Origin of the sequence: Paenibacillus psychroresistens (assembly GCF_009728935.1) — a bacterium.
GTDB lineage: Bacteria > Bacillota > Bacilli > Paenibacillales > NBRC-103111 > Paenibacillus_AC > Paenibacillus_AC psychroresistens.
This window is the reverse complement of the sequence record NZ_CP034235.1, coordinates 7,105,460-7,119,642: the sequence shown is the minus strand read 5'-3', so window position 1 is coordinate 7,119,642 and position 14,183 is coordinate 7,105,460. Positions and strand designations below refer to the sequence as shown.

Sequence of the window (14,183 nt, the reverse complement as noted above, 5' to 3'; positions counted from 1 at the left end):
CATGGATGATCAGGAAAAGAAGCTTTTTTACATTAAGCTGCAGAAGCTGATTAACCAGTTTGAAGCTTATGAAGAGGTTGAAAAAAAACGGATGTTGCCGCTCGCCGCCCTATGGGGCATATCTAATGTTAATCGCAGTCTAACCATATCTGAAATCCATTTAGTGGAGCAAATCGGATTATTGGAAAGGGCGAATGTCACACGGCTTGCCGAAAAGCTGAAATTGACCAAAGGCGCAATTACCAAAATCAGCACTAAATTGCTTGCAAGAGGCTGGATTGAAAAATTAACAATTGAGGGCAATCTGAAAGAAGTCTTCTACCAGTTAACCGACCAAGGCAATTTGGTTCATCATGCTTATATTCAATATCATGAAAGAGCAGAAAATCAATTTCAGCAATTCATTCAAAAATATACCGATAATGAGCTGCAGTTTATTGAAAGGTTAATAGGTGATTTAACAGAAGTCATCGATTATTCTATGAACCTTGATGGGATGAAGTAATAAAAGGGGGCATTAATTTGGATAGCATAAAACTCCTATCTACTTAAATAATATTGGTCTCAAAGCTCTGTCCAGCTGTTCTACTAACAGGTCAGGAAGCTTAATATGAGTATTTAATTACTGACATGCTGTTGTCAGTAAGATACCTATATAATTAAGTCAACTGTGAGGAGGGGGGGGGCTCATAGATTCGCCACGATTTGTTCCCGCATTGGCAAAAAAGATTGCTGAACTTGGAGGTGTGCATACAATATTCCTCACACATTACGATAATGATGAGCATACCGATGCAGAATTATTCGCCAAAAGATTTGGAGCAAAGCGTATAGTACACATAAATGAACAATCACGAACCATAAAAGCAGAAAAAGCTGAACATTCTATTGAAGGTACCGAACCAGTTGAATGGATTCCAGATTTTCGTTTTCTAATCGTTCCAAGGCATACCACGGGCCATATGGTTCTTCTATATAAAGAGAAGTTTTTGTTTACAGGTGATCATCTGTACTGGGATAGAAGTACACAATCGCTTGGAGCTAATCGTGAATATTGTTTTTATTCTTGGTCTGAATTAATAAAATCCATGGAACTACTTACTAAAGTGAAATTTGAATGGGTGCTGCCACGTCATGGTGATCGAATTCATCGCGAGGAGACTGTGATGAAACAAGCGATGGTGCGATTACTCAAACAAATGCAATTGACCCTATAGCATTCCGTATACGATAATTCAACAGAATAATGGCATTGCAGTTTAAAACTTTATTATTTAAGTTTTAGGCTTTTTTTTGTTCGACATGCCATCACTGTAAAAACGGTCCGCATTTATTAAAACTTAATAATTCTTTATCTTTTCTTAGCGGAAAATTAAATTTTTTATTCTATGATGATAAGACGAAAAAAACAAATAGAATAAAAATTATTTGGAGGTATATGGCATGAAAAAAATGGTGATCACCTTACTAAGTCTTACAATTGCAGGGAGTATGCTTGCAGCGTGTACGAATAAAGCCGAAAGTGATACTACAGAGCAGGTTTTAAGAATTGCTTCAGCTTTTGGCAATGATGAAGATTTTATCCGCGAGCAATATACACAGCTTTTTGAGCTAGCTAACGAGAATATTAAAGTAGAAGTTATTACTACGGAGAATATCGGTGGTAAGAGCATCGAAGATCCAAGTGATCCGGATGGCTCGAAGGTTAAATCATCGCTTGATATCATGATGGATCTGATGGAAGGACCTAATCCGCCAGATGTAGTTCTTCTGGGAGCAGAGCAAATTAAAGCCATCTTGAGTAAAAACTTACTGGCTCCACTAGATGCACAGATCAATAAGACCAAGTTTGACACAACCGATATTGTACCACTCGTACTGGAAAGCTTAAAAAGCTTTAGTGAGGATGGTCAGCTATATGCCCTTTCACCTACTTTCAACTCGTCAGCCTTGATTTACAATAAGCAAATGTTTATTGATGCCGGCGTTACAGATTTACCTCGTGATAATATGACATGGGATGAGGTTTTTGCTTTGGCTAAACGACTTACTCATGGTGATGGAGCAGATCATAAGTATGGAATATCGTTATCCTCTCAATCCAATGATGGCATGTTATATGAATTGCAGCCTTACATTCAACCCCTTCAATTGCATATGTATGACGAACTAGGTGAGAAAATGACCGTAGATACACCGCAATGGCAAGACGCGATTACAACACTGAGCCAATTGCAAAAAGATAAAATCATCCCGTCAGGAGATAACCCCCCTAAGGGACCCTTAGATTATGATGACTTTTTGTCGGGACGAGTAGCGATGGCAATCGTCAACTACGGGCAGTTGGAGCAGCTGAACAATGCTAATAAGAATGCGGATGCTATCAAAGGCTATACAAAAATTGACTGGGATACAGTAACTGTTCCTAGTTTTCCAGAAGCACCAGGAGTAGTAGCCAATATTGGCTTTAACAGTTTGATGGCGATTAATGCGAAATCAACAAATTTAGAGACCGCCTGGAAATTCCTTGAGTTCTCTAATGGTGAGAAATGGGCACAGTTGAAATCCCATAGTACATACCAAATGGTTGCTCGCAAGAAATACATTCAACCACAGTTAGGTATAGATTTTAATATTGCTGCTTTCTATAACAATATTAAACAAGCACCAATGTTTGATAACAATAAGCTGTATCGGGAGAAAACGAATATTTGGGTAATCGATCAAATTGGGCAAAATATTCTTCAGGATATAATTACCAATAAGAAATCGGTTAAAGAGGCATTAGTGGAATGGGAGACTAAAGGGAATTTAGTGCTGCAGAAAATCAAAGAGAATCCAAACGCAGAAATAGATCCTTCCTTGTATCAGTCTGATGATCCCAATAATCAAGCACCAGGAGTTCATTGGGGGGGATAAATCCGCTTTTTTGGAACTCTAGTAAGACGATGATTTCATTGATATACTTACACTAAAATAATTTATATTTTAGGAGTGATCAATATGGAAGTTTTTGCAGAATTTTTAGCGGGTATTGATAACCCGGATCATCGGGAACGAACCGAAGAAGTTTTTACTTGGATAACAAAGAAATTTCCGACTTTAGTGCCGAAAATCGGGTGGAATCAGCCTATGTTTACCGATCACGATACATATATTATTGGTTTCAGTGTAGCCAAAAATCATATGGCTGTTGCTCCTGAAGCTGCAGGGATTAGTCATTTTTCTGATGAAATTGAGAAGGCTGGTTATGATCACACTAAGCTGTTGATGCGTATCCAGTGGAATAGTCCGGTTGATTTCTTATTACTTGAGAAAATGATTGAGTTTAATATGTTGGATAAGGCAGACTGCTCAACTTTTTGGCGGAAATAAAAGAAGGCAATAAACAGCGGCAGTCATGAACTTTATTGTTCATGGCTGCCGCTGCTGTTTTAATTGATGGATCAGACTCCGTATGCATACACGAGTACCATAGCGGTAGCAATCGAAGTTATCACAAAGCCTGGTAAAGCTTCTCCAAAAGGCTGCTTGACTCTTATATGTGTAAGGGCTGCCACCAGCATCGTGATGCCAATCCCAACACCTGCCCATGCGGCTACTATCGGATGCCAGTATCCGATGATAAGCCCGGCTGCCCAGACTAGTTGAACAAGTCCTGTAACAACTCGAAACCATTGCGGCAGTTTAATCGCCTCGAACATATCAACAAAGCCTTTCGCACCGACCAGCTTGCTTCCTCCGCCAAAGGTCATAACGGTAATCAGAAAACTTTCTAAAACAACAAAAATAATATACATAAGTGCAATTCCTCCTTTAAAAGTTGATCCAGACGGATCATTTGGTGACTTGATTATAGGACACTTTATGGTGTCATGTCAACGTGGAAGATCAACTTTTTATAATCCTCCCAAATTTTTTATAAGCTAGTAGAAAATCATAGAAAATATATATACGAAATGTCGTTACTCATGATACTGTTGAAGTAACATTTTCCTTAAAGTTGAAAATATATAAATTAAAGATGGTAGTTCGATTTGCTGGATTTGGACAAAGATTAGTATCATTAGTAATTGACGGTTTTCTGTTGTCTCTTTGTTATTTTATCATCAATTTCCTTATTACAAGGAGGTTCAACTACTATACAGCTGAAAATTCCGATTCACTTGTCTTAATTCAACTAGTTGCAGCGTATTTATACTTTACTATTTTTGAAAGCTCAGAATACCAGGCGACTCCTGGGAAATTAGCTCTTGGAATAAAAGTAGTGAATCATAATATAAAAAGAATTAGCTTTGCACGTTCAAATGCAAGGTTCATTTCAAAGTTTCTGAGTTATATAACATTGTTTATTGGTTTTCTAATCGCTGCTTTCAATAAGATACATAAGGCAATCCATGATATAATTTCTAAAACATATGTCATAAATACGAATCCTGTGAAAAATAAAATCAGAATTATAAAAGAAAGTGGAAATCTTAGAGGGCAGTCAATTAAACTCAAAAAGTAGGGTTAGAGGATAGCCAGATATGGAAAGGGGGTAGTAGATGAATCCAATCATAGTTATTATTATTTGTTTAATTTTTGTTGGATTACTTTTAGTACTGCAACATTTATTATTTGCTTTCTGGGATAGAAAAATCGATAACGTAAAAATAGGGCAGTATGAGAAACTTGAATTTCCTTGCTCCAAAATTGGCTTTTATATCTTATCAAGTTTTCTGGTTATCTTTGGTTTAATTTTTCTTTATAATTTAATTTTATTAGAATGGTCATTTATAGTTTTAGGATTTACAATATTATTCCTTGGTTCAAGTGCATTTGTATTATACTATCCATTTTCAAGAAAGATAGTTTTAACAGATACGGAAGTCTTTTATCAAGTAAGAGGAAGAATAATCTGGAAAGTACAATTTTCTAATATTAAAAGATTAGTTGTTATTCATTATAATAATTTATCTGTTATTCATGATAAAGATAATAAAGAGTATAAAATTGGTCATTTATATAAAAAACAATGGTTACTCTTGGGAATAATAAATTCGAAGGTCAAAATGAATGTTTAAAGCTGATGGATTCTTAAATGAATTAGACATCAGCTTTTTTATGTCTCAAGGTTCGACTGACAGGATAGCACAACAATTTGCTTCAGGTTAAAGTCATTATTGATTTAATTGGGTATAAGTATCAATAGGACACTTTTCGAGGAGGCGATCGTATTGAAGAAAACCAAAATAATCAAGATAGCAATTGTTCCGGTGTTGCTTATGATTCTTACTGCCTGCAGTACAGATCAGGCTGCAAACACGGTTGTCACGCAAGAGCCTGAGAACACCACCACGGTCATTGAAGTTACCGACAAAGAAGTAGGCAAGCCCGATGTTTCTGTGGGAAAAATTGATCATTATGAGAACATAGCAATCTCAGACTGGATGGATGAAGAAACGGTTGTTATTTCAAAAGAAAACAAAGATTTGGGCAAAATGAGTCTGGGAGAGCTGGCGGAATTCTCTCCCAAAAGCCTCTATCTCTACCATCTGGATACCAAACAATACGACCTGTTAAAAGAACAGAAAAATGCGTTTTTGGGCGGTGCTTTATTATCGTCCGACAAGACGCATCTGCTATATAGCGAATTCTCTTTAGGCGATCCCGTCTATCACGTGATGGACCTGGATACTTTGGATTCATTCGGAATCATGGGAGATCCGATCGCAGGGGCTATGAGCGCCAATTGGGCCGATGATGATACGGTAATTGGCCCTGCCTACAGCGGTGGTGCTTTTACGGCAAGTACTTCTGGGGAGATCGCAGCTGTGGATGGGTTAAGTGGAGAGGCCTTGGTTATTGTCCAAAAAATGAAAAATAAGATTTATTACAATACCAATTCTGATGAATCTTTACAAGTGCTGGATCTGAATACGAAGGAAAAGACTAGCTTGAATCTGGATCATGTTTACAGAGTATTCCCGTCGGCAGACGGAAATCAAATGCTCATTTTGCAATATAACGACCCCAAACTAACGCTGATCCTTTGTGATGCAGACGGGGGAAATCGAAAAGTCATTGCGGAAGGTACGGAGCTTAGTGGTGTTTCATGGTCACCGGATCAGCGAATGATTGCCTACAGTCTTGTGAACGATACAACTGTTAACGGCCTTTATCTCTACGATCTGTTAACCGACAAGTCTACCCAGATCGCAATCGATATCGAAAATCCGACAACCTCTTGGAGTCCTTCGGGCAGAGAATTGGCATATACCGAAATGAGTGGGAACCAATCTAGCAGCAGTATTGTCCATTTAACATATTCGTTAAATAATTAAAGAGGATATCCTAATAATAGCTCAATATAATAATGGCAGAATTGAACTGAAATATAAGTTCAATTCTGCTTTTTATGTGAGGTGAATAACATGTCCATTATAATCAATATTGATGTAATGCTGGCCAAGAGGTAAATTACATAACAATAATAATATATTTTTGTATAACATTAATATATTGTAAAACAATAAATTTTATGCTAGAATTGAAAGAAATAAATAAGGTTAAGGAGGTCTATCATGAGCAATGAACCTATTATTAGCTTGCGTCATGTAACGAAACGAATCGGCCGTTCCACGGTCATTGATAATCTTACTTTCGATGTTCCGCAGGGTGAAATTTTTGGGTTTTTGGGACCTAATGGGGCAGGTAAGACCACTACTATTCGCATGATGGTGGGCTTAATGTCCATTACCCAAGGTGAAATTTTTATAAAGGGAAAGAATATTAAAAGTGAGTTCGAGCAAGCGATTCGCCATGTTGGAGCCATTGTAGAAAACCCGGAAATGTATAAGTATCTGAGCGGGTATCACAATCTCATTCATTATGCACAGATGGTACCTGGCGTGACTAAGGAACGAATCGATGAGGTAGTCGGTATCGTAAAGCTGGAGAATCGGATCCATGACAAGGTGAAGAAGTACTCGCTAGGGATGCGGCAGCGATTAGGCGTAGCACAGGCGCTATTGCATCGTCCATCGCTGCTCATTCTGGACGAACCGACCAATGGATTAGATCCGGCGGGCATTCGGGAGCTTCGCGATTATTTGCGCCTATTGACCCGCACGGAAGGAATTACCGTTATTGTCTCCAGCCATTTATTATCTGAGATGGAGCTGATGTGTGATCGAGTCGCTATCCTTCAACAGGGCAAGCTGGTCGATGTGAAACCGATTCATGAGTTTATGCAATCGGCGGAGCAGGTGCAGACCTACGTCATTGAGGCTAAGCCAGTCGAAAAAGCATTAAATGCGTTGAAAGAAATGGAGAATGTGAAGGAAGTAAAAGCTCTTCCTGAAGGACTGGAGATTGAGGCTGAGAAGGAACAAATTCCGGATATCCTAATGGATCTGATTAGATTAGACATTCGAGTCTACAGTGTCCAAGCCCAGCGTCAATCCTTGGAGGATCGATTCTTGGAAATGACAGGAGGCGGACAGATTGGTTAATCTTATACGGAATGAAAATATGAAGATTTACCGCCGGGTTCGAACGTGGATTATGATCGGATTCATGATCTTTTTGCTCATCTTAGTAAACTCAATGGAACGATACAATGACGGCAAGGATGCACAGAAGGGCTCCTGGCAAGAGAGTGTTGCTCAGGACAAACAATCCAGATTGGAAATCCTGAAGCAAAAAGACTTGGATGAGGAAAACCGCAAATTCAATGAAGAGCAGGTTGCCATCTTCGATTATCATCTAGAGCACAATATCCAGACGGAAAATAACACGATGTGGGATGGAATCAATGGATCGGCGGGCTTGATTATCTTGATCACGTTATTTACTGCCATAGTGGCAGGGGACAGCTTGGCTGGTGAATTCGCTAGCGGTACGATTAAGCTGCTGCTTATCCGGCCAGCCAGCCGACTAAAGATTCTTGTGTCTAAATATATCTCCGTGATTCTTTTCGGGATCCTGCTCTTGATTATTCTGTTTATCGTTTCCGTTGTAATAAATGGAATTCTCTATGGATTTAAGGACATCAACTTGCCCCTAATAGGTATCAATACCGATGGAGAGGTTGTAGAACGGAGCATGGTTGCGAATCTCTGGAAAACGTATTTGTTTAGTAGTGTATCAACGGTTATGATCGTGTCGATTGCTTTCATGATTTCGTCGGCGTTCCGCAGCAGTGCGATGGCGATCGGGTTTTCCCTCTTTTCTTTGTTCGCGGGTACCATTGCTTCGAATATCATACAGCGCTTCGCTTGGAGCAAGTATTTTTTGTTTGCGAATATCGATCTGACCCAGCATCTAAATGGCCACCCTTATCAGGAAGGGATGACCCTTGCATTTTCGATTGTTGTACTGAGTGTTTACTTTATAGTGTTTAATCTAGTGTCTTGGCTCGTATTTACAAAGAGGGATGTTGCTGCGTGACCCCTGGGAAATGTAGCATTAGCATAAAAGAGGTAACCCAAATGAAGTCAACCGTATTCGTTATTGGAGAGAAGGGGAACTGTTGAGAATCAGAGTGTTGTAAGCCCAGGCAGTTATAGTAATCATCTTGCTAGGGATTGGGTTGAGAGCATATGCTTCTGTGCTGCCCCATTTTGTAGCGGAGCATTTTGGCGATGCCCTATGGGCGGCGATGATCTATTTTGGCGTGCGTGCCTTGTTAGTTCGAATGTCAGTTCTGCAAGCCTTCCTCATTAGCCTTGGATTCTGTTATGCCATCGAGTGCAGCCAGCTTTACCAAGCGGATTGGGTAAACAGAATCCGGAGTACGCTGCTCGGTGGACTTATTCTCGGGCGCGGATTCCTCTATGTGGATTTGGTCCGGTATTGCGAAGGAGCCATAGGCGCTTATTTGATAGATCGGAGTCTAGTTCAACGAATCGCTTAGCTTAGTAAATTTAGCGGCATCGTATATGGATTTGAACATTTCATTGACTGATTCTCTATTTACAGGTGGATGAACAGGCGAAGAGACCTGCACACAGGTGTGCGCAGGTCTCTTCGTGCATAATTGTATTAATTAGAATAAAACGATAACCCACCGATGACGGCGTAAGTTGACGACACTTCTAACCGGTATGTGCCTAGCGGTTGTCCCGTTGCCAGTGTGGTGTTCAGCGAACTGCTTTGCCCTGCTGAGAGGAAGACTGAAGTGCCTCCTACGTAGGTGCTGCCCCGGTAAAGGGAGAAGTAGATGTATGTGCTGCTCGTAGAGCTCGTGTTTGTAAAGCCAGCGCTGACAACGATATTATTCGACATACCGGATTGCGTATATGTTTGGAAGAAAGCAGGCGTCGCGACTCCCTTGATCGTTTGGGCAGTTTGGCCAGTGGCATTGCGGGCCACAACCCTGATCGAGTACGATCTGCTAGGCGTCGCGGACAAAGAATAGCTCGTCGCGGTCGTCGTCGTATAGAAAGCGCCATCGACGTACAGATCATATTCGACTGCATTCGTGGAACTCCAGTTCAGACTGATGGAGTTATACGTAGTGCTGGAGGTGATCACCGGCGCTGACGGACAACCAAGCGTCGTCACGGTAGACGTGGTCGTACTTGAGTAACCGGCGCTGCCTCTGACTTCGAAATAATAAGAGGTACACGGGCTGAGTCCCGTGATAGGATAGGTACTCGTATAAGCGGTAGACGCATAAAAGCTGCCGTTTTTAAAAATTTGCACGGCAGTTTCCCCAGATTGCAGCGTCCAGTTCAGTTGGAGCGAATTGCTCGTGACGCTGGCAGTGGAAGCGCCAGTGGCCGCGTTTGCGGTAAAAACGGGAACGAGTGACAGAATCAAAACCAAACCCATTAATAACTTAAGCATTCTTCTTTTCACGTAAATACACCTTCTTCTATTAGATTTGTTGATGCCATGAATCCAAACAGTTTATAATTAACCCCCTTTTCCTTTTATTTGGTCATTCTCCTTGAGGTTACCACCAGATAAGTGAAAGCGCAATCATTTTTTTTGGAAATTCCTAAAATAAATGGACATGTGGTATGGCCTACTCATTTTGAGATCAGCAGGAGCCTAACTCTGAAAAACAGATACGGACACCATAGCCTCTATATGGCCGATATCACTTAAGATAGAAGGTTAACGGACCTCACAGCACCTATTTTCTAAAGAGAAGATAGTTTTCAGCGAAAGTGTTACATTAACGGCTCCTATGTCCGCAAGCAAGTCAAAAAACGTTATTTTCTTTAAATAGCGGCTCCTATGTCCTTAAGAAAGGATCGACTTTTTGCGTAAGGGGTAAGTAGCTGCTCAAGCTATTTAGAGAACTTAGAAACTTAGTTTGTTGCCGATAACGCCTCAAAATATTCTATAACATAAGTGACGATTGAGTAAAGTACAGACTTCGTGCTGCTTCGGTCACATGCTCCAGCCCTGGATTATTTTTTTCTTCTACATTGCGAGTGCTATCGCTCAACCTGTCATGGGAAAGGCCAGTGATTTATTCGGCCGTAGGAAGATATTTCTTATCGGGCTCGTCGTATCTTTCGTTGCATCCCTATTAGCTCCACTATCACCAAGCTTTACGTGGCTCATAGTGTTTCGCATTGTGCAAGCTATCGGAACAAGCATGATCGTTTCAGTTGGAATGGCCATTGTACGCATTCATATTACGGAGAAACAAGCGACAGCACGTCATATTCCTCTCAGGAGCGGCAGCAATTGGACCTTTTATTGGCGGGATCTTGATTCATTGGTGGGATTGGGCTGCTATTTTTCTCGTCAATATTCCGTTTGTAGTGGCGAGCTTTCTATTAGCTTGGAGGACTATTCCTAAGGACGAGCCTTCAGAACCTGTTGCACAAGGCATGTCCTTTCGAAAATGGATTAATTTGATTGATGCGTCAGGGATTCTGCTCTTCACAGTGGGTCTGGTCGCCCTACTTATTGGAACACTGTCAGCAAAATCATCTGGGCATGTCTCATTGGTGCATGTCATTATCGGGGTAGCTTCCGGTTTATTCATGACGTCGAGATACTTGGGGACTATTCTTTCTTCACTATTGGTAGGCAGTGTAATGGGGGATAAGTTCAGTGCCACGGGATTTCGAACGCTTGGTGTTATCCTTACGGTCATTGCATTGTCCTTGGTATTCATGAGTTGGCGGCGCAGGGAGTCGGGGCAATTTTAGACTGCAGGTGTTCATTTGGTCAGTGACATAATAGTGGTGGAAAGCTCAAATTTAAGCTATCATAACGGATATAAACTCATAGGATGGGGCAATCAAATATGTTGAGATATCTGGGCGGAAGTCGTGTTTGTATTAGTATAAGTCTATGAATATGCCCATTTTAGCCACTAAGCTGTATATCCCGCTTCCGCGGGTTAATGCTGTCCCTCGACCACGCCTGATAGAACGTCTGAACGAGGGTATAGACCGCAAGCTGACCCTAATCTCTGCTTCCGCTGGTTTTGGCAAGACTTCACTGGTTAGTGAATGGGTTGCCGCTTGTGATCGACCTATTGCATGGCTGTCACTGGACGAAGGGGATAACAACGCTATACGCTTCCTGACTCACCTTGTCGCTGCACTGCAGACGATTGCCGAGAATTTTGGAGGAAGCGTGGTTAGTGCGCTCAATTCCCCACAACCTCCACCAATCGACACGATTCTAACGATCCTGCTCAATGAAATTTCATCCCTTCCTTATAAATTCGTCCTTGTTCTTGATGATTACCATGTTATTGGAGCTAAACCGATCGACGATGCCCTTATCTTCCTAATCGAGCATCTCCCGCCACAGAAGCACCTAGTCATCGCCACCCGCGAGAATCCACAGCTTCCTCTGGGTCGATTACGTGCACGCGGCGACTTGACTGAGTTGCGCGCTATTGATCTGCGCTTTACTCCAGGTGAAGCGTCCACGTTTCTCAATCAAGTAATGGCCCTAAGTATCTCGGCCGAGGAAATTACTGCGTTAGAGAGCCGGACCGAAGGTTGGATTGCGGGGCTCCAGCTGGCAGCACTTTCGATGCAGGGACGCGAGGACATTCCTGCGTTCATTCGGGCATTCGCTGGAGATAATCGCTACATTGTGGACTATCTGGTCGAGGAGGTCCTGCATAGTCAGCCTGCCCCTGTCCGGAACTTCTTACTTCAGACCTCTATTCTCGGTCAATTGCATGGTCCGTTGTGTGATGCCGTCACCGGCCAGGAGGATGGCAATGCGCGTTTGGAGGTCCTCGAGAGAGGTAACTTTTTTGTCGTCCCACTGGATGACAGGCGTAATTGGTATCGCTACCACCACCTCTTTGCCGAGGTTCTCTCTGCGCATTTGAGGGAGGAACAGCCTGATCAGGTAGCTACGCTCCATCGGCGTGCAAGCATGTGGTACGAACAGCATGGCTCGGCATCCGATGCGATCCGCCACGCACTGGCTACCGAGGATTTTACTCGAGCGGCAGACCTTGTTGAGCTGGCATGTCCAGCCATGTCCAAGACTAGACAAGAAGCTACAATGTTAGGTTGGATGAGGGCTCTCCCTATCGAACTGTTCCACTGTAGGCCCGTGCTCAGCGTTCAGTATGCCGGGACATTATTGTCTAACGGTGAGCTAGAGGGTATTGAGGATCTACTGCGAGTCGCAGAGCGGTGGACGGAGACGATGGAAGACATGCATGAACGACCAGAAGCCCCAGCTGCTGAGATGGTCGTCGTGGACGAAGAGCAATTTCGCCTTCTCCCAGGTTCGATCGCCATGTACCGGGCTGGACAAAGCTTGGTGTTTGGTGATGTGAACAGTAGTATGAATTACGCTAGGCGGGTGCTTGACCTTGTACCTCTGGACGACTATATCCGGCGCGGCGCGGCAAATGGGATTCTGGGACTTGCATACTGGAGAGTTGGAGATCTTGAGACAGCGCATCGGACTTTCGCTGAGGGGATGGCTAGTTTGCAGCTGGCGGGGTACATCTCCGACGCAATCGGAGGTTCAATCGCTTTGACTGATATAAGGATTGGGCAAGGGCAACTCCGTCAGGCGATGCGTATTAATGAGCGGGGATTACAGCTTGCGATGGAGCACGGGGAGCCAGCAATGCGGGGAACGGCAGACATGTACGTGGGAATGAGTGAGCTTTACCGTGAGCATGATGATCTGCATGCCGCCACACAGAACCTGCTGAGGAGCAAGGAGCAGGGTGAGCACACCGGTTTCCCGCAATATCAGTATCGCTGGCGAGTTGCAATGGCTCGAATATTGGAGATTAAAGGAGATCTGGATGGTGCACTCGACCTTCTCATAGAGGCAGAATACCTGTATGTGAGTGACTTTTTCCCAAATGTACGTCCTGTAGCGGCATTAAAGGCACGAGTGTGGATCGCTCAAGGTAGGCTGGGTGAAGCCTTTGACTGGGTACGGGAGCAGGGCCTGTCCTCCTTAGACGAGCTTTCCTACCTTCGCGAGTTCGAGCACATCACCATGGCTAGGGTGCTCTTGGCCAAGTATAAGAGCGACCACTCAGACCATTCCATGCATGAGGCAATGGAACTCCTGAAGCGCCTCCTCCAAGCAGCGGAAGAAGGCGAGAGGACGGGAAGCGTGATCGAAATCCTGGTACTGCAAGCAATTGCTCACCATATGAAAGGTGACATCCCATCTGCTTTTGTGCCGCTGGAACGAGTTCTAAAATTGGCTGAGCCAGAGGGCTATGTTCGGATTTTTATGGACGAAGGTGGACCTATGGCGATCCTGCTAAAAGAGGCCGTGAAACAGGGGATCGCTGTGAACTATGTCCGTCACCTACTGGCAGCATTTAATAAGACTGAGGACAGAACGCCTGCCAAACAGGTTGTGAGCGAGCCAATGAAAGAGCCTCTAAGCGAACGTGAACGTGACGTGCTTCGGCTGCTCAGAACTGACTTGAGTGGCCCAGATATGGCTCGCGAGCTTTTTGTGTCCTTGAACACCCTGCGGACCCACACCAAGAACATATACGATAAACTTGAGGTGAACAGTCGTCGGGCAGCAGTTCGCCGGGCTGAGGAACTCGATTTGTTCTAACTATAAGAAAGTTAAAAGGTGGCGACGTTTGTCCTTGCAGCGTGCGAGCAAGCATACAACATCCACCATCCCCAGCCCTGGCACATTTGCCGGGGCTTTCTTTTTATTCCGTGCAACCTGCCGAATGACAAATCACCACATGTGGTGATGCG

General features: G+C 43.1%; 13 protein-coding genes and 1 pseudogene. 12 read left to right on the top strand and 2 right to left on the bottom strand.

Annotated features, from left to right (window positions below; genetic code table 11):
• Position 1: 1 nt before the first annotated feature.
• The 4 genes from EHS13_RS32065 to EHS13_RS32050 all read left to right on the top strand — a co-directional run bounded on the left by EHS13_RS32065 (position 2) and on the right by EHS13_RS32050 (position 3,375).
• A complete protein-coding gene (locus tag EHS13_RS32065; protein ID WP_155704266.1) occupies positions 2-505 on the top strand; it encodes a MarR family transcriptional regulator in 504 nt (167 codons plus the stop codon).
• A 211-nt stretch (positions 506-716) separates the two neighbouring features.
• Positions 717-1,217 (top strand): MBL fold metallo-hydrolase, encoded by a 501-nt coding sequence (locus EHS13_RS32060; protein WP_155704265.1) that lies wholly within the window; start codon positions 717-719, stop codon positions 1,215-1,217.
• 226 nt (positions 1,218-1,443) lie between these two features.
• Positions 1,444-2,919: an ABC transporter substrate-binding protein gene (locus EHS13_RS32055; protein WP_155704264.1), complete on the top strand. Its 1,476-nt coding sequence runs from the start codon at positions 1,444-1,446 to the stop codon at positions 2,917-2,919.
• 84 nt (positions 2,920-3,003) lie between these two features.
• Entirely contained in the window at positions 3,004-3,375 is a 372-nt protein-coding gene (locus EHS13_RS32050; RefSeq protein WP_155704263.1) for an iron chaperone, read from the top strand.
• Between the two features lie 71 nt (positions 3,376-3,446).
• Here EHS13_RS32050 and EHS13_RS32045 read toward each other — a convergent pair whose 3' ends face one another.
• Positions 3,447-3,800: a DoxX family protein gene (locus EHS13_RS32045; RefSeq protein WP_155704262.1), complete on the bottom strand. Its 354-nt coding sequence runs from the start codon at positions 3,798-3,800 to the stop codon at positions 3,447-3,449.
• Between the two features lie 203 nt (positions 3,801-4,003).
• Between EHS13_RS32045 and EHS13_RS32040 the strand changes: the two genes are divergently transcribed.
• The 6 genes from EHS13_RS32040 to EHS13_RS32015 all read left to right on the top strand — a co-directional run bounded on the left by EHS13_RS32040 (position 4,004) and on the right by EHS13_RS32015 (position 8,899).
• Complete coding sequence (locus EHS13_RS32040) at positions 4,004-4,510, top strand: RDD family protein (RefSeq protein ID WP_162463352.1); 507 nt, start codon at positions 4,004-4,006, stop codon at positions 4,508-4,510.
• A gap of 37 nt (positions 4,511-4,547) precedes the next feature.
• A complete protein-coding gene (locus tag EHS13_RS32035; RefSeq protein WP_155704260.1) occupies positions 4,548-5,066 on the top strand; it encodes a hypothetical protein in 519 nt (172 codons plus the stop codon).
• Between the two features lie 153 nt (positions 5,067-5,219).
• The gene (locus EHS13_RS36325) at positions 5,220-6,326 is read left to right on the top strand and encodes a TolB family protein (RefSeq protein ID WP_162463351.1); all 1,107 of its coding nucleotides are present in this window, start codon (positions 5,220-5,222) and stop codon (positions 6,324-6,326) included.
• Between the two features lie 240 nt (positions 6,327-6,566).
• Entirely contained in the window at positions 6,567-7,496 is a 930-nt protein-coding gene (locus EHS13_RS32025; RefSeq protein ID WP_155704259.1) for an ABC transporter ATP-binding protein, read from the top strand.
• Entirely contained in the window at positions 7,489-8,433 is a 945-nt protein-coding gene (locus EHS13_RS32020; protein ID WP_155704258.1) for an ABC transporter permease, read from the top strand. Before EHS13_RS32025 ends, EHS13_RS32020 begins: the two co-directional genes overlap by 8 nt.
• A gap of 142 nt (positions 8,434-8,575) precedes the next feature.
• Entirely contained in the window at positions 8,576-8,899 is a 324-nt protein-coding gene (locus EHS13_RS32015; protein ID WP_227013641.1) for a ribosomal maturation YjgA family protein, read from the top strand.
• Between the two features lie 128 nt (positions 8,900-9,027).
• Here EHS13_RS32015 and EHS13_RS32010 read toward each other — a convergent pair whose 3' ends face one another.
• Positions 9,028-9,846: a hypothetical protein gene (locus EHS13_RS32010; RefSeq protein ID WP_155704256.1), complete on the bottom strand. Its 819-nt coding sequence runs from the start codon at positions 9,844-9,846 to the stop codon at positions 9,028-9,030.
• Between the two features lie 556 nt (positions 9,847-10,402).
• On the opposite strand from EHS13_RS32010, the pseudogene EHS13_RS32005 reads away from it, so the two are divergent.
• Both EHS13_RS32005 and EHS13_RS32000 read left to right on the top strand, forming a co-directional pair.
• A pseudogene (locus tag EHS13_RS32005) lies at positions 10,403-11,159 on the top strand (MFS transporter); the annotation flags it as partial.
• 145 nt (positions 11,160-11,304) lie between these two features.
• Complete coding sequence (locus EHS13_RS32000; RefSeq protein WP_155704255.1) at positions 11,305-14,031, top strand: winged helix-turn-helix domain-containing protein; 2,727 nt, start codon at positions 11,305-11,307, stop codon at positions 14,029-14,031.
• Positions 14,032-14,183: the final 152 nt, after the last annotated feature.